Consider the following 23,730-nt stretch of genomic DNA (forward strand, 5'->3'; position numbering starts at 1 on the left):
CGGGAAGCGAGGGACAATCAACGGGCAGTCTGGTTGCGGGAATGAACAAAAAGAATGAACCAAAAATCGGAAAAAAATCGAAAACAAAAAGACGCAAGCCAAGTCTCCCAGGAGTTATCGTAAGAGTATTGCTGCTTGCGATTCTTACGTTTGTTGTTTCCTCCGTGCTCCTGGTAGGATTGCTTCGCTTTTACCCACCTCCAACCAGCGCGTTCATGGTTAAAAGACAAGTGGACGGCTTGTTTCAGCAGAGCAAATCTCCACGAATTCATTACCAGTGGACAGACTGGGAGTTCATATCACCGCACATGGCACTTGCTGTCGTTGCGGCTGAGGACCAGCAATTCCCACTCCATCGGGGGTTTGATTTTCAATCCATCAGTGAGGCGCTTGAAGAGAGGCGGACGAAAGGGCGGGTTCGTGGAGCCAGCACCATAACACAGCAGACGGCCAAGAACCTGTTTCTCTGGGAAGGCAGAAGCTTCGCACGCAAGGGCGTTGAAGCCTGGTTCGCGGTTTTGATTGAGGCGCTCTGGCCCAAGAGGCGGATTTTGGAAATATATCTCAACATCGTGGAATTTGGAGACGGAGTGTACGGTGTGCGATCGGCGGCAATGGTATTCTTCGATAAAGAGCCTTCTCAACTGACCAGAAGCGAGGCCGCACTCATGGCCGCCGTGTTGCCAAACCCCAAAAGATTCAGCGTCGTCGCCCCATCCGGATACATGCAGCAAAGGACCCGACAGATTGAGAGACAGATGAACAACCTTGGCGGCGCCTACTTGCGGAATCTTTGACTCATTGAAACGGCAGGGGAGGTTCCAGTTTGGTTCGCCGCATGAGGCAAGCAAACAGATCAACCTCTAGAGTCATAAAACCGTCGCCCCTTTGCTCCTCAACTATTTGAGATCGTTGATGTCGATCTGCCTGCCGCAGTTGGGGCAGCGCATTAGTTTGATCATTTTTGCCCTGGGCTGATACAGGTGCCTGATGCCCTTCTTCGTGATCACATACGCCACCATGACCGGATGACCGCATTCACAGAATCGTTGTTGCATGGGATGTCTCCTTTTGTTTACAAAAGTAAATCGATAGGGCAAAAAAATATCAGGCGTAGCTCCGACTGCTCCACAGAACCCGACCAATGACCCGCAACGACTCGACCTCGTCGCCCTGCAAGGTGACCGGCTGATAGCGTTGATTGGTGCTGTAAAGCGTGATCAGGCCAGGGCGGGCCTGGACCCTTTTGACCTGCAACACGTCCGCCAGGCCGACCACGTAGAGGTTGTTGCTCAGGACCTCGGTCTGGCTCTGGTCAAGCAAGATGCTGTCGCCGGGTTCCAGCTCCGGAGACATGCTGTCGCCGACTACGTCCATGACGACCATTTTTTCCGGCCTGCCCTTCCTGGCGACCCATTCCCGGTCAAAAGGGATCTCGGCGACGATGTTGTCCCACACTTCCAGGGAACCGCCGCCCGCGCAGGCCCTGGCCGAAACCTTGGGGATGAACCTGGTCTTGTGCTTATCGGCCTGATACACCGGCCCGGTCCCGGTTTTCAGCCACTCCAGATTCACCCCGAGCATGCTGGAAAGGGTCAGTGCCCAGCTTTTGGGCACGCCTCTGGTCTTGGCCAGGGTGATGGCTGGAGGTTCAATGCCCAGGAGATTGGCCAGGTCTTTCTGACTGCTGATTTCGGCGATCTGGGATGCGCGTTTGAAGAAGTCGTCAAATTTCATGGGGTGGCCTTGAGCTGGAACTGTTTACGAAAGTTAATTCCTTGTCAAGTCTTCTGAACGCATTCGTATTTACGATGTTTGCGGTTCATTGGAATTGTTGGGAAAAGTGAGACAAGATTTTTCAGAAAATCTTGATGGGGATTGAAACGACATGCACCTGAAACCTTTTCGATTGGAGCGGTATTTCGCCAAATATGAATTCACGGCTCCATTTCTGATGTGTACCTCGGACAGCGAGAGTATGCCCCTGGGCGAGCTGCTGGCCATGGAACCTGATGCCGGGCGAAGTTTCCAAGCGCTTTGGCTGGGCTACACGGAATCGCTTGGTGGTCCTGAATTGCGGCACGAAATCGCTGCGCTGTACGATTCGGCATCCGCGGAGCATGTTCTCGTGCATGCCGGGGCTGAAGAGGCGATTTTCAACTTCATGCATGTCGTGCTTGAGCCGGGGGATCACGTGGTCGTACAGGCTCCGTACTACCAATCCTTGGGTGAAGTGGCCCTGGGCATTGGCGCGCACGTCGCTCCGTGGCGCGGCGATCCGGAGCGGGGCTGGGCCCTGGAGATCGACGATCTCGTGCCGCTTTTGACCCCGCGCACGAAACTGGTGGTGGTCAATTTTCCCCACAATCCAACGGGCTTTTTGCCGTCCACGGCATTTGCCCGGGAACTTGCCGCGTTGTCCAAAAAGCATGACTTCATCATCTTTGCCGATGAGGTGTACCGAGGTCTGGAGCTTGATCCGTCCCTCCGCTTGCCGGGCTTCGTGGATCTGGATGAGCGGGCCGTCTCCCTGGGGGTGATGTCCAAGACCTACGGCCTGGCCGGTTTGCGCATCGGTTGGATTGCCACCCACGACAGGGAACTGTACCGGAAAATGGCCGCCTTCAAGGACTATACCACTATCTGCAACAGCGCTCCCAGCGAATTTCTGGCCGCCTTGGCGCTGCGCAACGCCTCAGGGATCATCCAGAGGAATCAGGAAATCGTCCGCTCCAACCTGGATGCCCTGGACGCTTTTTTCGCCGAACATGCCCGCTGGTTCGACTGGCAGCGACCCCTTGCCGGCACGGTGGCCTTTCCCCGGCTGAAAGGCGCCGACGTGGACGGGTTCTGCTCCGATCTCGTGGAGCGGGCCGGTGTGCTGTTGCTTCCGGGAACGCTGTATGAGCCCGGACTGAACCATTTTCGGGTTGGATACGGTCGACGCAACCTGCCTCAAGCTTTGAGCCAATTGGCATCCTATCTGGCGAAATCCTGAAGCCGGGCTGAAACCGCGCTGACCGAACATTCTCGTTACAGCGGCACCTTACGTAAACGTCTCGGCTCATTGCCTCAACCGGCTCTCCCGTGCTTCGGACGCCAGGGCTTTCCAAATGTTGTAGCACATGAACAGCAGAATGAAATTGAACGGCAATGCCGCGGTGATGGCCATGCGCTGCAGGGCGGTCAGGCCTCCGGAAACGAGCAGGATGGCGGCAACCGAGGATTGCGTGATTCCCCAGGTGATTTTCTTGGCCAGGGAGGGGTTGGGCGATCCTTTACTGGTCATGATGCCCAGGACAAAGGTGGCCGAGTCCGCCGAAGTCACGAAAAAGACGATCAGCAGCACCAAGGCGGCGTTGGACAGGATCAGCGCACCGGGAAAGTGGTCGAAGACCAGAAAGAGGCCCGTGGACACGTCGCTTTGGACCGCCAGGCCGATGTTCGTTCCTTGTTCCAGTTCCAGGAATAAAGAGGCCCCCCCGAACACGCTGAACCAGACAAAGGTCAGCAAGGTCGGCACAAGCAGGGCGCCGCTGATGAACTCCCGGATGGTCCGGCCACGGGAAATCCTGGCCACGAAGATGCCCACGAAGGGCGACCAGGCGATCCACCAGGCCCAGTAGAACAGGGTCCAGTTCTTGTACCATTCCTGTCCCAGGAACGGATTCACCGCCAGGCTCATTTCCAGCATGTTGCCCACGTATCCGCCGATGGTGTCGGTAAACACGTTGAGTATGTACGAGGTCGGCCCAGCGACCAGCATGAACAGGAGCAGGGCAAAGGCCAGGAGGATATTCGTCTTGCTCAGGGTCTGAATGCCCTTGTCCAGCCCCACCGCGGCGGAAATCATAAAGAGAAGCGTCGTCACCAGGATGATCAGCAGCGTGAAGCCGGTGGAGGAAGGCAGGCCGTAAAGGTGCTCCAGGCCGCTGTTGATCTGGATCGCGCCGAGCCCCAGGGAAGTGGCGATTCCGAAGATGGTGGCGAAAACAGCCATGATGTCGATGAAATTGCCGATGGGGCCGTAGATGCGGTTGCCGAGCATGGGGTAGAAGCAGGAGCTGATCAGGGGCGGCATGCCGCGGCGGAAGGAAAAATAGGCGATGCCCAGGCTCATCACGATATAGATCGCCCAAGGGTGCAGCCCCCAGTGGAAGAAACTGTAGCGCATGGCGAACGTCGCCGCCTGTCCGGTTTCCGGCTGGATGAATTCCGGCGGGTCCATGTAGTGGCTGAGGGGTTCGGCCACGCCCCAGAAAATCAGGCCGATGCCCATTCCAGCGGCGAACAGCATGCTGAACCAGCCGAAGTAGGTGTACTCGGGCTTTTCATGATCCCGCCCCAGTTTGATCTCGCCGTATCTGCTCAAAGCCAGGACCAGGCAGAACACCAGGAAGAAAAAGCCGGAGAGCATGTAGGCCCAGCCGAAATGAGCGATGATCGCCCCGTGAAGGACGGCGGAGGCGCGGTCCAGCAATTCCGGATCGATCACTCCGGCGAGGACGAACACGACGACAATGGCCAACGAGGTCAGAAAGACCTTGTCTTGGAACATGCGATACTCCCATCTGTTGGGATGGTTGGCGGGCTTTGTCAATACAGTCAGGGAATCAGCAAAACCGAGCTGGATACCCCGGATGTGACCCGAGAGCAGGTGGAACCGAGCAGTTTGGAAGGAAACGGTTCATTGAGCCGTCCCAGGACGACCAGGTCGGCCTGGATCTGCTCGACGACGTCGATGATGTGTTTGGCGGGCGAGCCGATCCGGGAGATCAGGGCGACCTCCTGGAAGTCGTCCGTGAATTTCGCGCGCAGCTCCTGGAGCAACGTCTCGGCGTTTTCCCTGCGCAGTTGTTCCGTGTCCGGGTCGGAGGCCCGTTCTCCCACGTGGAGGATGGTCAGCTTGGAAACGAAGCGGCCCAGCATGCGCACATACAGCCAGACCCGGCTCGCCGCCTTGCCAAAGTCCGTGGCAAAGACGAGGTTGCGAACCTTCTCGGTACGGACCAGCTCTGGCCGCTGCTTGTGGATGAAGACCGGGATATCGGAGAGGCGGATGACGTCTTCGGTCGTGCTCCCCAAAAATGACGAAACCAGGAAGTTCTTGCGGCTGGCGGGCAGATAGATCACGTCCGCGGCCGACTCCATGGCGGCCCGGGTGATCTGGGAGGCCACATGACCTTGCGTGACCACGGACTTGGCCTGGATGCCCACCTGGTTCAACTCGTCGACAAGATGCGCCAATCGCGCCCGCACCATGCCCTTGTCGCCGAGCCCGGGGTTCATGACATGGATCAGGACGATCTCCTGGCCGCCGAACCGGTCGATGAACGACGAGCGAATTTTTACATCCGCGAGGGATTCGCTCAGGTCCAACGGCTGGACAATTTTTTTCAGCATCGTGCTCCCCCGGCAGATGGTGTCATGTTGCTGAAAACGGGCGCGATAACGCTCCCTTTCTCCACTAAAACTTTGATATCAGGAGAACATGGGCCATGTCCGACATTGAAGAATATTGCGCATGAAGGCGGCGAAAACGATTCCGCCCTGATTGCGCACCTCGGGTCAAAGCATATTTCATGGCGTTGATAGCAACTGTTCGGCCAGTTCCAGGGCGTCCACGGGCCAGTAGATTTCCGGGCGAGGCCGGCGCACTCCGGAAAGGCCGGTTTGGGGGCGACAGGCGAGGACGGTTTTGACCCATCTTTTCGGCACGGCGCCGAGGCCGTGGACCGCGCCCAGCAACGCGCCGCAGATGGCGGCGTTGGTGTCCGTGTCCCCGCCGCGCATGATCGTGTCCATGATCCCGTCTTCCAGGGTCGGGGCGTTGAGCAGCTGCCAGACGGCGTTGCCAAAGGAGATGAGCACCCAGCCCTGGTGCTGGAGATAATCTCTGGGCGGTTCGTTGATGCAGGCCTTGATCACGCGGAACAGGAGCGGGTCGGCGTCCATGTCCTGGGCCCATTCGAGCATGTCGACGACAAGCTCCTTGGGCTCGGCTCCGGTGGCAACGGCCTGGGCAACGGCCAGGGTGAAGAGGGCGTTGACTTGGAGACAAATCGGGTGGGGATGGGTCAATTCAGCGTCTTGGACGGCCCACCGGGCCACCTGGTTCAACTCGAATCGCGAACCGAAAATGCCCAGGGGGCTGATGCGCATCAGGGCCCCGTTGGCCTGGCTGTCCTGGTTCGGTTCACCGGTTAGTCCGGCGGTGATGGTCGCGCCGCGGGAGAAGGGCTCGGAGCGCAGCCAGTCGAGATAGGCTTGTTTCGCGGCTCCGGCGTCGTAGCTTCCGCGGAAAACCAGCATCCTGGCCAGGGCCAGGGCCATTTCGGAATCGTCCGTGGGTTGGCCCGCGATGGTGTCGTGCGCGCAACCGTCGGCCATGTCGCGCACCCCGTCGGGATAGACCCGCCGGATTTGTTCCGGGGATTGAAACTCCACCAGGCTTCCCAGCGCGTCGCCGGCCAGTTGGCCCAGCAGACAACCTTGGGCGCGTTCAATGGTTTCCCTGTTCACTCGTGATTCCTTTGACATAAAGATTGACTATCTTCCCCTGCCATACTGCTTGCGCCATTCGTCCAGAAACAGCAGGGCGGTTTCCAGCTCGCTGAGGGTGCCTTGGCGTTGGCGGATGGTCCAGATCAGGTCTTCGAAGCGGACCGTGGGACGCAGGTCCAGGTCGTGGAGCAGGTTGTCCACCTGGGCGCGCAGTTCCGGAGAAAGGGCTGCCAAGGGGGAGTTGTCCGGGAGCGGGGCGGAAACGCCGGGTTCGCCTTTGGTCCGGATCGCGCTCAGGCCGAGGCGTTCTTGGAGAAACTCCAGCAGGGTCGTCATGCGATGCTGGTAGGTGTGTTCGCGCAGCACCCGCTCCCGGGCCAGGCGGCTCATGGCCAGGCGCTCTTCGGGGTGGGCCAGGTAATGGCGGATGGCCTCGCGCAAACCCTCCATGTCCTCGAACACAGCCAGCTCCCGATCCGTGAACAATTCGGCCAGCATGCCGCGGCGGTCCACCAGTTGAAAGGCCTGGCAGGAGGCCAGCTCGAAGGTCCGGGGGTTGACGAAGTCGCCGCCTGTGACCAGGGGTTCGGCCTTGACGCTGGAGTGCAGGTTCAGGTTGATCTTGGCGGCGTTGAAGATCTTGACCGCCTCCTCCGGGGTGATCCGTTCCCCGGGGCGTTGCAGCAGCGGGGTCAGGGGGCCGTGGGTGGGCCAGTCGTTGCCCCAGATTTTGAAGTCCAGGGACAGGAATTGGCGAAACGCGACCAGCCGGTTGGGGTATCCGGCGCCGAGAAAGGAGAGGTCCGATCCATAGCGGCGCTGGTCCACGGCGGACAGTTCCCGGGGGATATCCAGGGGGCGGTGAAAGTCCGGGTCCGCGGCCAGGGGGAGGTAGAGGGCGTTGCGCTGATCCAGCTCTTCCAGCAGCCCGAAAAACGGCTCCTTCTGGATCACCGCAAAGGCGTCGTAGAGCCGGGCAAAGGCTTTCCAGTAGGGGAAAACCTGGTAGTCCTCCACGAACCACATGGCCGTGGGCACCTTGTCCCGGCGCAGACGTTGCAGGGCCTGGCGGCTTAACGGAGCCTGGGCCAGGGCCAGGACCAGATCCGGCTCGAAATGTTCCACTTTGGCCAGTACGGTCTGGGCCACGAGTTGGAGGAAGCCGTTTTCCAAGGCCACCAGCCGATCCGCGGCAATGCGCTGTTCCCTGAGGGCCCGGAACGCGCCGTGAAATTCCGGGGCCTCGAAGCATTCCACCGTGTGGCCCAGGGCGCGCAGAGCCCGGACGCAGTAGCGGCCAATGGGCAGGGACCCGCCGTACAGGGGCAGGACCGTGAGAATTCGCAGGGGCGTGGCGGTCATGGCGTGTCGATCATCCAGTCGGGTTCATGGTACAGGGCCTCGGCCGCGGCCTGCTCCTGGCGGACCCGGCGCGGGCCGATCCGCAGCCGGTGGGAGCGCAGCAGCTCACGGCGGGCTAAGCGAGTTCCCTGGTCCGGCAGTTTTCCGGCCACGGGGTGAAATTCCAGGCCGAAGTCGTCCAGTCCGGTGCGCAGCAGGCAGAGAGATTCCGGCGGATCGGTGTGGTTGGTCCGCTCCTGTCCAGCCGGCCGGGCCAGTCGGGCCAGGACGGCTTTGTCCGCGAAGGCCTGGGCGCAGGCCGCGGAGCGGGGACAGGGCGCGGCTTCCAGGCAGGGGGCGCAGGGTTCCACGGACTGCCAGACCTGGTGGCCTTGGCCGTAGGGACCGGTCTCAAAGGCCCAGGCCGAGGAGAGGAAAAAGGCCGTGACCGGGGCGCCCAGGTGCGCTGCCAGGTGCATGGTCCCGGTGTCCGGGGTGAGCAGCAGATCCAGCCCTTGAACTACGTCGCGCAGGCCGGTCCAGCCGGTGCGACCGGTCAGATCCTTCAGCCTGCCCTGGATCGCGGCCGGGAGCAAGGGGCGCAGCGCCCTGGCCGCTTCGCGTTCCGCGGCCGTTCCCAGAAGATGGATCTTGCCTTCAATCCGGGCCGCCGCGGCCTGGATCACCCGGGCCAGAATGGGAATCGGCAGGGTCCGCCGGGCATGGCGTCCGGCCAGAACCACGCCCAACCCTCCGCCCTTGGGCGTGGCCGGGGGATTGACCAGGGCCGGGTCCAGGGCCACGCCCTGGGTCTGTCCGAGGAAAAAGCCCCAGTAGTCCATCAGGTTCAGAGGATTGGCCGACCGGTGGGCACTGAGCCGAAAGACCGTTTCCGGCCACGACCCCCGAAGTGCTTGTCCCTGATTCCACTGGTAGCCAACGACCTGCTCCGGTGCGAACAATCCGGCCAGGACGTGGTTGAACCCGGAATGGTTCAGGTTGTAGACCCGGGCGACGTCCGCGGCCTTCCAGGCGGAGAAGATTTCGGCGCAAGCGCGAATCAGAGTCGCGGGGTCCGAACGCGGATCATGGACCGGCAGGCCGTGGACCACCACGTCCGGATAGATCATCTCGGACAGCTCGACCAGCCCGGCGTCCACGGTCAGGTGGACCAGGTTGTCGGGATCGGCCAGCAGACCGCGAATCAGCCGCTTGGTCTGGATGACATCCCCGAAGCGGGCCAGTTGGATGACCAGATGCGCGTTCATGGCGGTTGTCCGAGGGAGCCGGGGGTGAGGCGGACGGGGGTCGCAGGTCGTTCGTCCTTAACGAAACCGCTATTCCTCTCTCACGGCCCGCATGAAGGTTTCCAGGCGGGCGGCGTAGGGCGGGAAGCCGAAGAAGGCTGAGCCGGAGACGAAGACGTTGGCGCCCAAATCGGCCAGCTCGCGGATGTTCTCCGGGCTCACGCCGCCGTCCACCTGGATGAAGGTCTCAGCCCCGACCTCCTGGATCATGGCCCGAAGCCGCTGGATTTTTTGCCTGGTGAAAGGGATGAACTTCTGGCCGCCGAAGCCGGGGTTCACGGTCATGATCAGGACCATGTCCAGTTGGGGCAGGAGGTATTCCACCATGTCCAGCGGGGTGTGCGGGTTCAGGGCCACGCCGGCCTTGGCGCCCAGGCGCGTGATCTCGGAGACGGTCCGCTCCAGATGAACGCAGGCCTCGGCGTGGACGCAGAGCAGGTTTGCCCCCGCGTCCACGAATTCGGCCAGATAGCGGTCCGGCTGTTCGATCATCAGGTGGACGTCGAAGAACAACCCGCAGCTTTTGCGACAGGCCTTGATCACCGGCGGGCCGAAGGTGATGTTGGGCACGAAGGCCCCGTCCATGACGTCCCAGTGCACCCATTGCAGCCCGGCCTGCTCCAGGGCCGCGAGTTCCTCGCCGATGCGGCTGAAGTCCGACGAGAGCAGGGACGGGGTGAGGATGATGGGGGGAGTTTTCGGCATTATCGTTCTCCTAGCTCGGCTCGGTTTTGTGGTATTCGATGGAGCTGATGCGCATCAGTTTGGAGAAGGAGTGCTGGGCCTCGATCCGGCGGAAGGTTCCTGTCCTGCCGCGCATGACCATGGAGTGGGTCACCGCGCCCTTGCCGGTGAACTCGACGCCTTTCAGAAACGTCCCCCCGGAGATGCCGGTGGCCGCGAAAAAGACGTCGTCGCTGCGGACCAGGTCGTCCACGGTCAGGACGCGGCTGAGGCTGTACCCCGCCTCCTCAAGGGCCCGGCGCTCGTCCTCGGACTGTGGGTCCAGCATACACTGCATCTCCCCGCCCATGATCCGGATGGCCACCGCGGCCAGCACGCCCTCCGGGGTCCCGCCGGTGCCGATCATCATGTCCACCTCGCCGCCCGGGGTCGTGGCCATCAGGGCTCCGGCCACGTCGCCGTCCGTATGCAGCTGGATGCGGGCTCCGGCTTCTCGGATTTCCTTGACCAACTCCACGTGCCGGGGCTTGTCCAGGATAAAGACCGACAGGTCGTCCACGGCCTTGCCCAGGGCCTTGGCCACCCGGCGCAGGTTTTCGGCCACCGGGGCCTTGATGTCCACATGGTATTTGGCCTCGTGGGGCACGGCCATCTTCTTCATGTAGAAAGCCGGGCCGGGATCATAGAGCGTCCCTCGCGGCGCCAGGGCGACCACGGCGATGGCGTTGGGTCGGCCATAGGCCAGCAGGCGCGTTCCTTCCACCGGGTCCACGGCCACGTCCACCTCAGGCCCGCGGCCCGTGCCGAGCTTCTCCCCGTTGTAGAGCATCGGGGCTTCATCCTTTTCGCCCTCGCCGATGACCACCACGCCGTCGATATCGATGGCGCTGAAGCTCAGGCGCATGGCCTCCACCGCGGCATAATCGCCGCGTTCCTTGTCGCCCTTGCCCAGCCAGCGAGAGGAAGCCAGAGCCGCGGCCTCGGTCACCCGGGCCAGATCCAGGGCCAGATTGCGTTGCGGGGTTTCCTGGGACATGTCTATCCTCCATCATGCATAATTTGCTTGAGAAAATGCAGTTGTCGGTGTCGGCGTCGGTATCGCTATCGGGATCGATAATGTTTGTGTGCCAATAACCTGAATTCGATCCCGATTCCGATAGCGATTCCGACACCGAAAGAGAATTGTTGACTTGGAAATGGTGTTATTCCAGCAATCCCGTCGCCTGCTCCACGGTTTGGACGTCGCCCAGGTTGCGGTGCATGATCTGGTGGATCGGGGCGTAGGCTCCCGCGGCTCGCTTGGCGAGTTCGATCAGCTCCAGTTCGTCCCGGATGGCCTCCGGGTCGAAGTGCTGTTCCGGGATGCCCAGCATCCGTCGTGTTTCGAAATTGTGCGCTTGCCGGACCCGTTCCATTTCCTCGGCCTGGTCCAGGTGGCGCAACAACGTTTCGCGCCGTTTGGCCAGGGCCGCGGGAACGTCCTCCCCGGAATGTTCGAGAAAGGACAGGGTCCAACGGACCATGTCCAGGGCGCGGCGCGGCGGCGTTTTCGGCAGCGGTTTGCTTTGGGCCGGCTCTGCGTCTGGCTCTTGATCCGGACCGGGGAGGCAAGCGCGCAGCAAGGTCAGGATAAAGGTCTCCTGGCTCGGGGTCCAGAGCAGTCGGGACTGTTTGCAGGCCAGGCTTAGGGCTGTCGCGAGTTCTCGATTCGCGGGAACGGGAGCGGTGAGAAGATCACGAATCGATTCGGGCAGGCGCTTGTCCAGGCGCAGGCGGCTTGCCAACTGGCGGACTTCATTCTGGTCCAGGGTCAGCCACAACTCGGTCCGGTCCGGAAGGCGCAAGCGAAGGTCGGCCTGGCCCAGAAGCGCGGCCACGGTGCCCGTGTCCGGCATGACCGCCTTGCCGTCGCGCTGTTCCCGTTCCAACAACCAGCTTTCCACGGCCAGGGCCAGGGGTTGGTCCGGAAACAGGACCAGATCGCGCATGGACCAGGCCTCGGCGTCGTCCGGGTCGGTCAAGCGGGCGGCGAGTTCCTTCGCCTCAGCGCCTCCCAGAACCTGGGAAATGGTGGTCAGGGCCGCGCCATCCAGGTCCATACCTTTTTCCAGAAGAGAACGGATCTGGGCCGCGAGTTCGGTGTCCGGTCGTTCGTGCATGGTGGTTCGTTAGAACGGCGGCGATGCGCTGGTGTAGAGATAGCGCTTGATTTTGTGAGTCGGGGTTTTCTCAAAAGCCTCGGTCTGCTCGATCATCTTGCTGACCCGGGCAAAGGAGGCCAGTCCGGCGTTGGTGCGGGTCCGGATGGTTTCCAGCAGGTCGGTGACGTACTTGCGTGCTTCGAATTCGCTCATCTTCCGCCAGGAAACCTCTTCGTCCAGCCGGTCATAGTCCAGGAAGACCCGGGCCGCGACCTTGCCGTTCAGATCGAAGGCCAGGGATTCCAGGACGTAATCCTGTTCATTCAGGACGTTCTCGATCTCCTCCGGGTAGATGTTTTCACCACTGGGGCCGAGAATCAGGTTTTTCAAACGTCCGCGGATGAACAGATAGCCGTCCTTGTCCAGCGTGCCCAGGTCCCCGGTGCGCAGCCAGCCGTCCTCCGTGAAAACTTCGGCGGTCAACTCCGGCTCCTGGTAATACCCTTGCATGACATTGGGACCGCGGACCTGGATTTCTCCGACGACCTCGCCGTCGGCCTGCCCCCTGGACGGCGAATCGCTCTCCTGCTGCACGGCGATGCGGATTTCGACGCCGTTCAAAGCGCGACCCGAGGAACGCCGCCGGACGCTCGCCGCGCCGGTCCCGGCCACCAGGGGCGATGCCTCGGTCAGCCCGTAGCCCATGGCATAGGGAAAACCGGCTTCGCGTAAAAAGGTTTCCGCTTCCACGGACAGGGGCGCTCCCCCGATACAGTAGCCGCGTAGGCTGCCGCCAAATGACTGGTACATCTTTTTCCCGGCGAGCTTGTGCAGCAGGCTTCGGCTCAGGTTGAAGCGATACAGGGTCCGGCCCACGGCGCTGCCGGTCAGTTTGGGCTGAATGCGGCGCTTGAAGATCTTCTCAATCACCAGCGGGACGCTGAGCATGAACGTGGGGCGGATCTTGGCCATGGCGTCCATCAGCATTTGCGGCGAGGGGACCCCGCCGAGGTACCGGACCTGGGTCCCGTGCATCATGGGCAGCAACAGCCCCAGGGTAAACTCCATGGTGTGGGCCAGGGGCAGAATTGAGAGCATCCGGTCCCGCGGCCCCAGGTCCACCAACTCACGGGTCATCCAGGCGTCGGAAACCACGTTGCGGTGGGTGAGCATCACCCCTTTGGCCCTTCCCGTGGTCCCGGAGGTGTAGACGATGGAGGCCAGGTCGTCCTCCTTGGGTGTCGCCGGAGTGCCGTGGCCGGTCACGTGCCGGGCCATGGATTGCAGGCGTTCCCTGTCCTTGAGGCTGGAGCGGATCACATCCTTGACCCGACCGGCCCAGGATTCCGGGGGCAAAATCCGGAAGTCGTCCAGGATGATCACGGTCAGGTGCTGCTGGTTCAGGTCTTCCAGCTTCGCCAGGCAGCGTTCCGAGGCCATCAGCACCTTGGCCCCGCTGTGCCGCAGAATATGCAGGACCGAGGACGGGTGAAAGTCCGGGAGAATCGGGACCAGCACGGCTCCCAGTGAACTGGCGGCGAAATAGACCATGGGCCATTCCGGTCGGTTCTCACTGAAAATGGCCACTCTGTCACCGTGGCCCACTCCCAAGTGGGTCAGGGTTTCGGCATGTTCCCTGACTTTGGTTCGGAACTCGGCATAAGTGACGGGGTCTCCCTCCACCAGGCCGAGGAGCGGGCGGTCGCCGAACAAGGCGACTCCGCGGTCCAGGGTTTCGGGTACCGTGCGGGGAGGGGTTTGGGGAGTGAAGCCGTCGTTTGTTTGCGTCGTGGTCATGGCGGCCCTCGAAATAAGTTGAGATGATGAATTGAAATGGAGCGGCGGAGTCGGACCGCGGTGCTCAAGCCAGATACGGATCCTCGGCCATCAGGTAGGTGCGCACATAGTCGGCCACTCCGTCCTCCAGGGAGCTGAAGGCGGCGGGACAGCCCAGGGAGCGCAGCCGCTCCATCCCGGCCTTGGTGTAGTATTGATACTTTTCCCGGATGGCATCCGGCATGTCGATGTATTCGATGTCCACGGGCCGATCCATGGCCGCGAAGACCGCCCGGGCCAACTCGTTCCAGGACTTGGCCTCTCCGCGTCCAAGGTTGAAGATTCCGTTCACGGCTCGGTTTTCCAGCAGCCACCAGACTACGTCGACGCAGTCCTTGATGTAGACGAAATCCCGGCGCTGCTCGCCGTCGGCGTAATCCGGGCGGTGTGATCTGAACAGACGCAGCCGTCCGGTCTCTCCGATCTGGCGAAAGGCCTTGCAGACCACGCTCTTCATGTCGGCTTTGTGGTATTCGTTTGGTCCGAAAACATTGAAGAATTTCAGGCCGACCATCCGGTCGGCAACGTTGGTGCGCAGCGCCCAGAGATCAAAAAGCTGCTTGGAATAGCCGTACATGTTCAGGGGCTTGAGCCCTTCCATGGCCGTGGGGTCGTCGTCGAAGCCCTGGGAGCCGTCCCCGTAGGTCGCGGCGCTGCTGGCATAGATGAAGCGGATGTCGTGGCGCAGACAAAACCGGGCCAGGATTTGCGTGTACCGGTAATTGTTCTCCATCAGGTATTCGGCGTCCGTCTCCGTGGTGGACGAGCAGGCGCCCATGTGCAGGATCGCCTTAACCTCCGGCCCGAGCTTGCCTTGTTCCAGGAGCTGGAGAAACGCGGCCTTGTGCAGATAGTCGGCGTACCGCAGGTTGACCAGGTTCTTCCATTTTTCGCCCCGGCCCAGATCGTCAACGATCAGCACATCCGCGACGCCTTGTTGATTCAGTTTCCAAACCAGGGCGCTGCCGATGAATCCCGCGCCTCCCGTCACCACGTACATGCTCTCCTCCTCAGTGCGCTGTCATAAAATTTTCCCGCGCTCCGGTCACGCGCTTTTGTCGGCTGTACCTCGGAGTCTTGTTCGCTGGCAAGCGTCGCGGGGATTTTGCGAGGAGAAAATGCTCTCATCGCCCACCCACCATGCTGCCCATTGTTTTGGGAGTCATCCAATGCCCCTCGAAACCAAAGCGAGACCCGGCATGTCGATGGCACATGCCAATATTATGCTTGTCATAGGAGACGATTTCACAAAAAAACAGCCTTGCTGGAGTCGATTGAAGTGAGCATGCACCGTGGGTTTCTCATATGATTGAAATGAAGAAGCGGGAAGGAGAATTGGAAACGAAAAACTTCAGTTTGTGGAAAATACAATCTCCAAGGATGTTGTCGAGATGTTTTTATGGATGACGACAATGCAACATGAGCATCAATGCTTGACTTAAGCGGCTTTTTTGTTATGAGTGCATTTGTTCGTTCGTCATTCATATTTTTTGAAAGGAGATTCACAATGGATGAATTCATCAAGCAAGCGTTGGAGATCGTAAAGGCTCAGGCTGGAGTTCGGCCCATGACCGAAGAAGAAATGATGTCCATGGTCACCAAAATCGCGACCAGTCTGCGGGCCGTTGCGGAAGGTGGAGTCATCGGGGACACGGGAGCGGAAGCCGCCCCTGAGTTGAATATCGATCCGAAAAAGGCGATCAAGGAAAAGTCCGTCACCTGTCTGGAGTGCGGTAAGAACTTCAAGGTTCTGACGAAAAAGCATCTTGCTTCTCATGGCCTGACCACCGAGGAATATCGCGCAAAATACGGCTATAAGAAAGGCACCCCGTTGATCGCGAAAGCTCTCTCCAAGGCTCGGCGCAAAAAAATGCAGGAAATGCAGCTTTGGACCAAGAAAGGGATGAAGTCCGGCCAGGATTAAGTCCAATCTTGCGGAGCCAATGAATCGGTCGAAAAAAGCCCTCCTTGCCTGGAGGGCTTTTTTTATGGCGATTTGAGGTGTTATATGGGAAGCGTCTAAGTCCGGCATGAACCACTGCATGGTCAAGCTTTTCGGTGTTGCGATCAAAGCCGGAAACATCTAAAAGGGCGACAAAAACGTCCTGGTTTTGGGCCTTCCGGAAAACATCCCCGGCAAAACGCTTTCGGGTGTGATCGGGCGAATTATCAGCCGACCGGCAATGGAGCGGAGTCGAATGAGCACGTCAACGAATTCTCACGAGCATACCGAGGCCGAACAAGCGGCCCTGCGTCTTCTTCAGGCCGACATCCCGGATACGGAGCGGCCTTACCTGGAAATCGCCGAGCGGACCGGCCTGACCGAGGAGGCTGTATTGGACCTGCTTCGCCGTCTGAAGGATCGAGGCGTGGTACGTCGCTTCGGCGCGACCTTGCGTCATCAGCAGGCCGGATACGGGGCCAACGCCATGGTCGCCTGGTTCGTGGAGCAGGATCGGGATTTGGACGAGGTCGGCGCGATCATGGCCCAGCGTCAGGAAATCACCCACTGCTATCAGCGTGTGAACTGCTACGCGTGGCCCTACAACCTCTACACCATGGTCCACGCCCGCAGCCGCGAGGAGTGCCTGGGCGTGGTGGAGCAGTTGGCCCGGATCGCCCAGGTGCCCCAGTACGACATTCTTTTCAGCCGCAAGGAGCTGAAAAAGACGTCCATGGCCTATTTCTAGTCGCAAAAAAATCCGGGCATACATGCTCTGGGTCGAAATCGAAATCGGTATCGAATTCGAAAAAGCAAGTTCATCAATGAATTGCGGCGATCTCGATTGCGATTTCGATTCTGGTCCAACGCCAAGCAGTTGACATCTTTTGAAAAAATGTAATTTCTTTTTTTCAGTTAATTACGAACCTATAGCGTATCGCGAGGAGAATCATGGCTGATTCGAAAACCTTGTTCGCCAAGGCCCAGGAGCTGATTCCGGGCGGGGTGAACAGTCCGGTGCGGGCCTGTTTGAGCGTGCAGAGCGATCCTCTGTTCATCGCCAAGGCCCAAGGCTCGAAGATGTGGACCGTGGAAGGTCGCGAACTCATCGACTACGTTATGTCCTGGGGGCCGATGCTTCTCGGGCATTCCCATCCCGCCGTGGTGGAGGCCGTGCACAAGGCCGTGGATCAGGGCGCCAGCTTCGGCGCGCCCTGCCAAGCGGAGGTGGAATTGGCCGAACTGCTTACGGCCGCCCTGCCCGGAGTGGACATGATCCGGATGGTCAATTCCGGAACCGAGGCGACCATGAGCGCCCTGCGTCTGGCTCGAGGCTTCACCGGGCGCAACAAGGTGGTCAAGTTCGTGGGCTGCTATCACGGCCACAGCGACGCCTTTCTGGCCAGCGCCGGTTCCGGTGTGGCCACCCTGTCCATTCCCGGCACGCCGGGCGTTCCCGAAGCCGTTGTCGCGGATACCCTGCTGGCCCCTTACAATGACCTGGACGCCGTGGAAGCGTTGTTTCGGGAACATGGCGACGAGATCGCCGCGGTGATCGTCGAGCCCGTGGCCGGGAACATGGGCATGGTTTTGCCTCAGCCCGGATTTTTACCCACCTTGCGCGTGCTGACCGACCGGCATGGCGCGCTGCTTATTTTCGACGAGGTGATCACCGGCTTTCGCCTGGCCTACGGCGGGGCCCAGAACGTCTTCGGCGTGATCCCGGACCTGACCTGCCTGGGCAAGATCATCGGAGGAGGTTTTCCGGTGGGCGCGTACGGCGGACGGCGGGAGATCATGGCCCGCATCGCGCCTTGCGGTGACGTCTATCAGGCCGGAACTCTCTCCGGAAACCCGGTGGCCATGGCTGCCGGGGTGGCGACCCTCAAGGAACTGGCCCAGGCCGACTACATGGACCTGACCATCCGGACCAAGGCCCTGGCCACGGAATTGAAAAGCGTCCTGGAAGAACGCGGCGTGACCGTCCAACTCAACTGCATGGCGTCGATGTTCACCTTGTTCTTCGCCACGGACCCGGTCACGGATTTTGCCTCGGCCTCCAAGTCTGACGCCGCGATCTACGCCTCCTTTTTCCGCCAGATGCGCGATGCCGGGATTGCCCTGGCACCCTCGGGCTACGAGTGCGCCTTCACCTCCTTCGCGCATACCGAAGAGGACTTCGAGCGGACCCTGGATGCCTGCCGGACCGTCCACTTCTAGCCGTTCCTTTTCCGTTGGAGCCCAGGCCGTTGTGCAGTTGCGCGACATCGCGGTCTGGGCTCTGACTTCCCGCGGTTGCGACCTTGCCCGGCGGATCTCCGCTGATTTGGGCGCGACTCTATTCCTTCCCGAAAAATTCGCCGCCCCTGACGAGCAACCGTTTCAGCTTTTTTCTTCAGCGTTTCCGAAGAACTTCTTTCGTTTCCGCCATCATGTTTGCGTCGCGGCCTCCGGCATCGTGGTCCGGTGCGTCGGCCCGTTGTTACGGGACAAGACAACGGACCCGGGAGTGGTGGTTCTGGATCAGGAGGGACGTCACGCCGTCAGTCTGGTGGGCGGCCACCTGGGCGGGGCCAACGATATGGCCCGGAAAGTGGCCCGGTTAACCGGGGGCCAAGCCGTGATCACCACGGCAACGGACACGGCCGGGCTGCCGGCCTTGGATCTCCTGGCCCGTGAACGGGGTCTTGTCGCGGACCATCCGGAGCGCTTCGCTCCCCTGGCCGCGGCCTTGCTGGACGGAGAAATCGTCCAGGTGCTGGATACGGAAGACTACTTTTGGTCGCGACTGCGCGAAATGGGGCACGGGGATATGTTCGAGCGGGTTCCGGACGTCGAGGCGTGGCAGGCCGACCGGCCCGGGCTCTGGGTGTCCTGGAGACGCCCGCCCGCTCAACCAGGCGAACCCGCCGTGCTTGGCCTGCATCCGCGTCGACTCGTGGCCGGGTTGGGCTGCCACCGTGGCGTGAGTGAGGCGTCGATCATCGCCTTCGTGCGCGATGTGTTTGACAAGAACGGGCTGGCCCTGGCCAGTCTGACCGCGTTGGGCACGGTTCAGGCCAGGGCCGCGGAAACGGGGCTCCGTTCGGCCGCTACCGCCCTGGGCGTGGACGTGGCCTTTTTTTCTTCTGAACAACTGCAAACCGTCCGGACGCCGAATCCGTCCGAGGCCGCGGCCCGGCTGGTCGGCACCAAAAGCGTCTGCGAGGCCGCGGCTTTGCTGCTGGCCCGCACCGACACGCTGGTGGTGGCCAAGACCAAGGGCGTGGAACTGACTCTGGCCGTGGCTTTACGCTATGATTCGAACGGATTGCGCGAATATGAATGAACGGAAAGGACAGAGCGAGACCATGAGTAATGTCGTCCATGTCGATGATTCGGCGCCATCCACAGGTCGTTTGGCCGTAGTTGGTTTGGGTCCGGGGAGTCCGGAATTGCTGACGCCCCAGGCTCGGAACATTTTGGAGCGGTCCCGGGCCATCCTGGGATACGGCGTGTATATCGACCTGATTCCCCGGGAACTCCTGGCCGGAAAACAGGTTCTGGCTTCGGGCATGCGCCGGGAGATGGAGCGTTGCAACCAGGCCGTGGACCTGGCACTGGCAGGGGTGGACACGGCCCTGGTCAGCAGCGGAGACGCCGGGATTTACGGCATGGCCGGGCCGTGCCTGGAAATCCTGGAACAGCGCGGAGTGTTGGACCAGGTGGATTTCGAGGTCGTCCCCGGGATTCCGGCCCTGGCCGCGGCCGCGGCCTTGTTGGGAGCGCCCCTGATGCACGATTTCGCGGTGATCAGCTTAAGCGACCTGCTCACCCCCTGGGAGCGCATCCTGCGGCGCATCGACCACGCCGGTCGCGCCGACTTCGTGCTGGTCCTGTACAACCCTCGTTCCCGAGGCCGGGACTGGCAACTGGCCAAAGCCCTGGAAGTTGCGGCTGAACACCTGCCCCCCGAAACGCCGGTTGGCTTGGTCCGCAACGCTTTTCGTTCGGGGCAGGAGGTTTCGATGTGGACCCTGGCTACAGTCCCCGTGGACCGGGTGGACATGTTGAGCATCCTCTTCATAGGCAACAGCCAAACCCGCGCCCTGGGCACGAGGCTGCTCACGCCCCGAGGGTATCCGCTCGAATGAACATCACGGAAGTCCGCCGGAAAAATTCAAAAAGAAAACCGCCCAGGNNCCTGGGCGGTTTTCTTTTTGATAGATAAGTTGAAAGGTCGGGGTCTACCAGTCGCGCTGCCTGCCGCCGCCGCCACCGGAGCGTCGGCCTTTGCCGCCGCCTCCGCCGTCAAAGCGAGGACGATCTTCCCGAGGGCGAGCCACATTCACCGTCAGGGGGCGTCCTTGATAATCAGTTCCGTGAAACAGATCGATGGCCTTCTGAGCGTCGTCGTCGGAACTCATTTCCACAAAGCCGAAGCCCTTGGAACGTCCAGAGTCGCGGTCCTTGATGACGGCGACGGATTGTACCGAGCCTGCATCCGAGAATAGAGCGTGCAGATCGTCTTCGGTGGTCGAATAGGAAAGGTTGCCGACGTACAGTTTGTTGTCCATGCGAGAATCTCCAGTTTACGTTAGACCGCGTGCAAGCAAGCAAGACCGGTCGCCCGACAGCGGGCCGCTTTTCAATGTTGTCCTCTCCGCCAAGCCTCAAACCTCAGGAGCAAGTCTTTATTCGGCCCGAATCCGGAAAAACTTCCGGAAGCCTCGAGCCGGGAAGATCGGGCGTGGCTCCCGATCTTCGCACTCCTGATTCCCCGGCTACTTGAAAACAAGCAAAGGCACAAGGGGCAAAGCCGCCCGGAGATCGAAAAAATGTGTTTTGGGGATAGAAAAGAGCGGATGCGAAGATGCGCCAACAAAAAAGGCCGGGAGAAAACTCCCGGCCTTTAGAGCAAGCCCTTTCGGGCTTTGAATTCTGGCGGGGCCGACGGGACTTGAACCCGCGCCCTCCGACGTGACAGGCCGGCGTTATAACCAGCTTAACTACGGCCCCGCATTTGTATGGTGGGCGGAACAGGGATCGAACCTGTGACCCTCGGCTTGTAAGGCCGATGCTCTCCCAGCTGAGCTATCCGCCCATCCCGCCCTGAAGGAATCGGTGTTTATGCGGGAAGGGAAAAAATGTCAATGGTCTTTGATGGGTTTTATTTCTGAGAACTGAAATAACGCACAACGACTGATCCTCATCGTCCATCCTAACCGGTGCCCTCGAACAGTACGGTGGACAGATACCGCTCTCCGGCATCGGGCAGAATAACCACCATGGTTTTGCCTTCGAATTCCGGCTGGGTGGACAGGCGGGCCGCGGCGGCCACGGCGGCGCCGCAGGAGATGCCGCAGAGCAGGCCTTCTTCCAGGGCCAGGCGGCGGGCGAATTCCACGGCTTCCATGCTTTCCACCGTTTCCACCCTGTCCACCACGGACAGGTCCAGGGTCTTGGGGATGAATCCCGCGCCGATGCCCTGGATTTTGTGCGGGCCGGGCTTGAGTTCCTCCCCGGCCAGGGTCTGGGAAATCACCGGGCTTTCCTTGGGCTCCACGGCCACGGATAGGATTTCCTTGCCTTTCTGGTGCTTGATGAACCGGGAGATGCCGCTGATGGTTCCGCCGGTACCCACGCCGGAGACCAGGACGTCGATCTCTCCGTCTGTATCGTTCCAGATTTCCGGCCCGGTGGTGACCTCGTGAATGGCCGGATTGGCCGGGTTCATGAACTGTTGCGGCAGAAACCAGCGCTGGGGATCTTCCGCGGCCAGGGCTTCGGCCCGGGCCACGGCTCCCTTCATGCCTTCCGGCCCCGGGGTCAGGATCAGCTTCGCGCCGAACGCGGCCAGAACCCGCCGTCGCTCTACGCTCATGGTCTCGGGCATGGTCAGAGTCAGCTTGTAGCCCTTGGCCGCGCAGACGTAGGCCAGGGCGATGCCGGTGTTGCCGCTGGTGGGCTCGATGATTTCCGTGTTTGGTCCCAGCAGGCCGCGCTTCTCCGCGTCCCAGATCATGGACGCGCCGATGCGGCATTTGACCGAATAGGCCGGGTTACGGCCCTCGACCTTGGCCAGAACCGTGACCTTCTTGTTGGGGATGATCCGTTGCAGCCGGACCAGGGGCGTATTGCCGATGGACAAGGAATTGTCGTCATAAATGCGGGCCATGATGTTCCTCCGGTGAGGGATGTTTCAATTGGTAGCCTTGCGCAGGGCCTGATCCATGTCCGCCTTGAGGTCGTCCACGTGCTCCAACCCTACGGACAAGCGGATGTAGTCCTGGGTCACCCCGGTGGCGGCCTGCTCCTCGGCGGTCAATTGCTGGTGCGTGGTGGAGGCCGGATGGATGACCAGGGTCTTGGCGTCGCCGATGTTGGCCAGATGCGAGAGCAACTGGACCGAGTCGATGAACCGCGTCGCGGCCTGCGCGCCGCCCTTGATCCCGAAACCGAGGATGCCTCCGAAGCCCTTCTTGAGATATCTGGCGGCCATGGCGTGGTTCGGGCTGTCCGGCAGGCCGGGGTAGTTGACCCAGGCCACTGCGGGATGCGTGGTCAGCCAGCGGGCCATTTCCAGGGCGTTCTGGGAGTGCCGTTGCTGACGGAGGGTCAGGGTTTCCAGGCCGATCAGGAACTGGTGCGCGTTGAAGGGGCTCAGCGCCGCCCCGGTGTCCCGCAGCCAGGTGACCCGGGCCTTGAGGATGAAAGCCACGTTGCCCAGGCCCGGAACGTTGCCCAGGGCGTCCCAGTAGACCAGCCCGTGATAGCCGGGATCCGGCTCGGTGAATTCCGGAAACTTGCCGTTGTTCCAGGCGAACTTGCCGGAATCCACGATTACCCCGCCGATGGAGGTCCCGTGGCCGCCGATGTACTTGGTGGCCGAGGACACGATGATGTCCGCGCCGTGATCAAAGGGCCGGAACAGGCCGACGCCCACGGTATTGTCCACGATCAGCGGGATTCCGGCGTCGTGGGCCACCTGGGCCAGGGCCTCGAAATCCGGCACGTCCAGCTTGGGATTGCCGATGGTCTCAATGTACAGGGCCCGCGTCTTTTCGGTGATCGCCGCCCGAAACGCCTCCACGTCGTCGGCGTCCACGAAGCGCACGGCCCGGCCCAGCTTGGGCATGGTGTGGTGAAAGAGCTGATAGGTTCCGCCGTAGAGGTTGTCCCCGGCCACGATTTCGTCGCCGACCTGGGTGATGGTCAGCAGGGCGTAGGTGATGGCCGCCATGCCCGAGGCCGCGGCCAGGGCCCCGGTACCGCCCTCCAGGGCCGCGACGCGCTTCTCGAACACGTCCGTGGTGGGATTCATGATCCGGGTGTAGATGTTCCCGAACTCCTTGAGCGCGAACAGGTTCGCGGCGTGGGCGCTGTCCCGGAACACGTAGGAGGTGGTTTGGTAAATCGGCACGGCCCGGGCCCCGGTGGTCGGGTCCGGTAGCTGCCCGGCGTGTAGGGCGATGGTTTCCAGTCCATTCATGACGATGCTCCCGTAAGGTTGATGGTGACGCGGCCTCCTTCCACTCATTGGCGGGCTCAGATGTTGTAATCCGGTCCCTGGGCGGTTCGCCGCTTCCTTTCCCGCTCCAGAATTATTTTCAGGGTGATCCCGTTCATCAGATCCCCCAGGCCTTGGCTGATTTCATCCCAGACATCGCGGACTTCACAGTGCTCGTGGCGCGGGCAGGTCTCAGGCCCGGACAGACACCCCACCAAGGCGCAGTCTCCCTCAATGGCCGTGTACACGTCCCGAATCGTCACATCGCCGGGATCGCGGGCCAGCCGGAACCCTCCGTCCTTGCCGCGTTCGGAAGTGATCAATCCCGCGGACTTCAAGGGTGCCACCACCTGCCAGAGGTACTTCTGGGAAATATCCTGCCGCCGCGACGCCTCACGCAAAGTGACCACGCCCTGGTCGCCGTGCTGGGCCACGTCCAGTAGGAAGCGCAGTCCGTACCGAATTTTCGTTGGGATTTTCATGGAG

At 61.2% G+C, this 23,730-nt stretch carries 23 protein-coding genes and 2 tRNA genes; 7 read left to right on the forward strand and 18 right to left on the reverse strand.

Features of this window, described 5'->3' with window-relative positions; genetic code table 11:
- The first annotated feature begins 41 nt into the window (after positions 1-41).
- Positions 42-797: a monofunctional biosynthetic peptidoglycan transglycosylase gene (gene mtgA, locus GY33_RS0109580; RefSeq protein ID WP_084185034.1), complete on the forward strand. Its 756-nt coding sequence runs from the start codon at positions 42-44 to the stop codon at positions 795-797.
- A 102-nt stretch (positions 798-899) separates the two neighbouring features.
- Here mtgA and GY33_RS21430 read toward each other — a convergent pair whose 3' ends face one another.
- Together GY33_RS21430 and GY33_RS0109590 are read right to left on the reverse strand one after the other, a co-directional pair.
- Positions 900-1,058 carry a hypothetical protein gene (locus GY33_RS21430; RefSeq protein ID WP_162834855.1) on the reverse strand — a complete coding sequence of 53 codons (159 nt, stop codon included), beginning with the start codon at positions 1,056-1,058 and terminating at the stop codon, positions 900-902.
- Between the two features lie 49 nt (positions 1,059-1,107).
- Entirely contained in the window at positions 1,108-1,737 is a 630-nt protein-coding gene (locus GY33_RS0109590; protein ID WP_031387126.1) for a LexA family transcriptional regulator, read from the reverse strand.
- Positions 1,738-1,888: 151 nt separating this feature from the next.
- On the opposite strand from GY33_RS0109590, the gene GY33_RS0109595 reads away from it, so the two are divergent.
- Positions 1,889-2,998: an aminotransferase class I/II-fold pyridoxal phosphate-dependent enzyme gene (locus GY33_RS0109595; protein ID WP_031387127.1), complete on the forward strand. Its 1,110-nt coding sequence runs from the start codon at positions 1,889-1,891 to the stop codon at positions 2,996-2,998.
- A 66-nt stretch (positions 2,999-3,064) separates the two neighbouring features.
- On the opposite strand, the gene GY33_RS0109600 is transcribed toward GY33_RS0109595, so the two are convergent.
- The 10 genes from GY33_RS0109600 to rfaD all read right to left on the reverse strand — a co-directional run bounded on the left by GY33_RS0109600 (position 3,065) and on the right by rfaD (position 14,813).
- Entirely contained in the window at positions 3,065-4,558 is a 1,494-nt protein-coding gene (locus GY33_RS0109600; RefSeq protein ID WP_031387128.1) for a glycine betaine uptake BCCT transporter, read from the reverse strand.
- A 47-nt stretch (positions 4,559-4,605) separates the two neighbouring features.
- Positions 4,606-5,403 carry a universal stress protein gene (locus GY33_RS0109605; protein ID WP_031387129.1) on the reverse strand — a complete coding sequence of 266 codons (798 nt, stop codon included), beginning with the start codon at positions 5,401-5,403 and terminating at the stop codon, positions 4,606-4,608.
- 177 nt (positions 5,404-5,580) lie between these two features.
- Positions 5,581-6,522 (reverse strand): ADP-ribosylglycohydrolase family protein, encoded by a 942-nt coding sequence (locus tag GY33_RS0109610; RefSeq protein ID WP_200874855.1) that lies wholly within the window; start codon positions 6,520-6,522, stop codon positions 5,581-5,583.
- Positions 6,523-6,549: 27 nt separating this feature from the next.
- Positions 6,550-7,866 (reverse strand): CgeB family protein, encoded by a 1,317-nt coding sequence (locus tag GY33_RS0109615; RefSeq protein ID WP_031387131.1) that lies wholly within the window; start codon positions 7,864-7,866, stop codon positions 6,550-6,552.
- Entirely contained in the window at positions 7,863-9,113 is a 1,251-nt protein-coding gene (locus tag GY33_RS0109620; RefSeq protein WP_035271729.1) for a glycosyltransferase family 9 protein, read from the reverse strand. The genes GY33_RS0109615 and GY33_RS0109620 overlap by 4 nt, the downstream gene beginning before the upstream one ends.
- Before the next feature lie 69 nt (positions 9,114-9,182).
- Positions 9,183-9,857 carry a ribulose-phosphate 3-epimerase gene (gene rpe, locus GY33_RS0109625; protein ID WP_031387133.1) on the reverse strand — a complete coding sequence of 225 codons (675 nt, stop codon included), beginning with the start codon at positions 9,855-9,857 and terminating at the stop codon, positions 9,183-9,185.
- A gap of 10 nt (positions 9,858-9,867) precedes the next feature.
- A complete protein-coding gene (glpX, locus tag GY33_RS0109630) occupies positions 9,868-10,872 on the reverse strand; it encodes a class II fructose-bisphosphatase (RefSeq protein WP_031387134.1) in 1,005 nt (334 codons plus the stop codon).
- Positions 10,873-11,038: 166 nt separating this feature from the next.
- Positions 11,039-11,995, reverse strand: coding sequence for a hypothetical protein (locus tag GY33_RS0109635; RefSeq protein ID WP_031387135.1), 957 nt, complete (start codon positions 11,993-11,995; stop codon positions 11,039-11,041).
- Between the two features lie 9 nt (positions 11,996-12,004).
- The gene (locus tag GY33_RS0109640) at positions 12,005-13,774 is read right to left on the reverse strand and encodes an AMP-binding protein (protein ID WP_051822477.1); all 1,770 of its coding nucleotides are present in this window, start codon (positions 13,772-13,774) and stop codon (positions 12,005-12,007) included.
- 64 nt (positions 13,775-13,838) lie between these two features.
- Entirely contained in the window at positions 13,839-14,813 is a 975-nt protein-coding gene (rfaD, locus tag GY33_RS0109645; protein WP_031387137.1) for an ADP-glyceromanno-heptose 6-epimerase, read from the reverse strand.
- A gap of 507 nt (positions 14,814-15,320) precedes the next feature.
- Here rfaD and GY33_RS0109650 point away from each other — a divergent pair.
- From GY33_RS0109650 to cobJ, 5 genes are all read left to right on the forward strand, one after another.
- Positions 15,321-15,737, forward strand: a complete 417-nt coding sequence (locus tag GY33_RS0109650; protein WP_031387138.1) for a MucR family transcriptional regulator — start codon at positions 15,321-15,323, stop codon at positions 15,735-15,737.
- A 274-nt stretch (positions 15,738-16,011) separates the two neighbouring features.
- On the forward strand, positions 16,012-16,503 hold the full coding sequence (gene ahbB / locus GY33_RS0109655; RefSeq protein WP_031387139.1) for a siroheme decarboxylase subunit beta: 492 nt from the start codon (positions 16,012-16,014) through the stop codon (positions 16,501-16,503).
- A gap of 203 nt (positions 16,504-16,706) precedes the next feature.
- Positions 16,707-17,975 (forward strand): glutamate-1-semialdehyde 2,1-aminomutase, encoded by a 1,269-nt coding sequence (gene hemL, locus GY33_RS0109660; protein ID WP_031387140.1) that lies wholly within the window; start codon positions 16,707-16,709, stop codon positions 17,973-17,975.
- Entirely contained in the window at positions 17,950-19,083 is a 1,134-nt protein-coding gene (locus GY33_RS0109665; protein WP_084185036.1) for a cobalt-precorrin 5A hydrolase, read from the forward strand. The genes hemL and GY33_RS0109665 overlap by 26 nt, the downstream gene beginning before the upstream one ends.
- A gap of 22 nt (positions 19,084-19,105) precedes the next feature.
- Positions 19,106-19,888 carry a precorrin-3B C(17)-methyltransferase gene (gene cobJ, locus GY33_RS0109670; RefSeq protein ID WP_051822493.1) on the forward strand — a complete coding sequence of 261 codons (783 nt, stop codon included), beginning with the start codon at positions 19,106-19,108 and terminating at the stop codon, positions 19,886-19,888.
- Between the two features lie 93 nt (positions 19,889-19,981).
- On the opposite strand, the gene GY33_RS0109675 is transcribed toward cobJ, so the two are convergent.
- The 6 genes from GY33_RS0109675 to GY33_RS0109700 all read right to left on the reverse strand — a co-directional run bounded on the left by GY33_RS0109675 (position 19,982) and on the right by GY33_RS0109700 (position 23,726).
- Complete coding sequence (locus GY33_RS0109675) at positions 19,982-20,311, reverse strand: RNA recognition motif domain-containing protein (RefSeq protein WP_031387143.1); 330 nt, start codon at positions 20,309-20,311, stop codon at positions 19,982-19,984.
- A gap of 365 nt (positions 20,312-20,676) precedes the next feature.
- Positions 20,677-20,753, reverse strand: a tRNA-Asp gene (locus tag GY33_RS0109680).
- A gap of 9 nt (positions 20,754-20,762) precedes the next feature.
- Positions 20,763-20,838: transfer RNA gene (locus GY33_RS0109685), tRNA-Val, on the reverse strand.
- Positions 20,839-20,955: 117 nt separating this feature from the next.
- The gene (gene cysK / locus GY33_RS0109690) at positions 20,956-21,912 is read right to left on the reverse strand and encodes a cysteine synthase A (protein ID WP_031387144.1); all 957 of its coding nucleotides are present in this window, start codon (positions 21,910-21,912) and stop codon (positions 20,956-20,958) included.
- Positions 21,913-21,936: 24 nt separating this feature from the next.
- Positions 21,937-23,226 (reverse strand): O-acetylhomoserine aminocarboxypropyltransferase/cysteine synthase family protein, encoded by a 1,290-nt coding sequence (locus tag GY33_RS0109695; protein WP_031387145.1) that lies wholly within the window; start codon positions 23,224-23,226, stop codon positions 21,937-21,939.
- Positions 23,227-23,282: 56 nt separating this feature from the next.
- On the reverse strand, positions 23,283-23,726 hold the full coding sequence (locus tag GY33_RS0109700; protein ID WP_035271731.1) for an RrF2 family transcriptional regulator: 444 nt from the start codon (positions 23,724-23,726) through the stop codon (positions 23,283-23,285).
- Positions 23,727-23,730 lie beyond the last annotated feature (4 nt).

The sequence above is a fragment of the Desulfonatronum thiodismutans genome (genome assembly GCF_000717475.1).
GTDB lineage: Bacteria > Desulfobacterota > Desulfovibrionia > Desulfovibrionales > Desulfonatronaceae > Desulfonatronum > Desulfonatronum thiodismutans.